General features: G+C 44.4%; 1 protein-coding gene and 1 pseudogene. One reads left to right on the forward strand and one right to left on the reverse strand.

Annotated features, from left to right (window positions below; genetic code table 11):
- A partial coding sequence (locus tag IEW48_RS16775; protein ID WP_276529788.1) for a TrkA C-terminal domain-containing protein occupies nucleotides 1–307 on the forward strand: 307 nt, incomplete at its 5' end.
- A 207-nt stretch (nucleotides 308–514) separates the two neighbouring features.
- Here the strand turns inward: IEW48_RS16775 and IEW48_RS16780 are convergent.
- Nucleotides 515–854 (reverse strand): annotated as a pseudogene (locus IEW48_RS16780) (hypothetical protein); the annotation flags it as partial.

Here is an 854-nt window from a genome sequence, read left to right on the forward strand (position 1 = left end):
ACCTTTGGCCAAAAAACTGGGATTAGTTGGCCCACCAGAACCCTCTTCTCCGCATAGTATTGAGCTGGTATCATTAGGCGAAACAAACGCGGAGATTGTGGAATATATCGTTCAAAAACAAGACGCGGTTGTTGGAAAACGTATCAAAGATATTTCATTTCCAGAACGGGTATTGATTAGTGCTATTGTCCGTAATGATCAAGTCATAACACCTGAAGGAGCAACTGTAATCCATGAAGGGGATATTTTGTTTGTCCTTGTGAATAAGGATCAGGTTGAAGCACTAAAAGAAACTTTGACTAGATAAAAAGCTCTACCGGCTGGATATTAAACATGATTGGTTAACCACATCCCAATGTCAATGTAAGTACGTAGCATTTTTATCGGAAGACAAGGTATAAAACATCATTCCCAAGACATCTAACCTCTTAAAAACAAGGGTGGTAAGACAACTCCTTACCACGCTCTTTTGAGGTGCCGGGGATGTCCGGCTATATCGAGTAGGAGGGGGTGACTAACCCCCGTCTCCGGATAGAGAGGCCACCCAATTGGTGGCCCGAACCCCCACAGAACCCGGCGTGCAGATTTCCCGCACCGGGCTCCTCAGAAATGGATTCACAGTATGACGCACAATGGGAAACCAGGATTTGATTTGGGCATATCTCTCCCATGTCACATAACCTTTCCTGCTACGGCTGCATAACATCTTGTGCCAATATTTATCTGCTGCTTGGTACACCTTGTAGAGTGACTTTAAATTTCCTGCCATCCCATAATAATTGTAGTGCCCTCGCAACATCTGATTAATCTTCTCAACCTGCTCAAGGATCAGCCAATGGCGAATCAAACGCAAT

Source organism: Caldalkalibacillus thermarum, from assembly GCF_014644735.1.
Classification (GTDB): Bacteria; Bacillota; Bacilli; order Caldalkalibacillales; family Caldalkalibacillaceae; genus Caldalkalibacillus; species Caldalkalibacillus thermarum.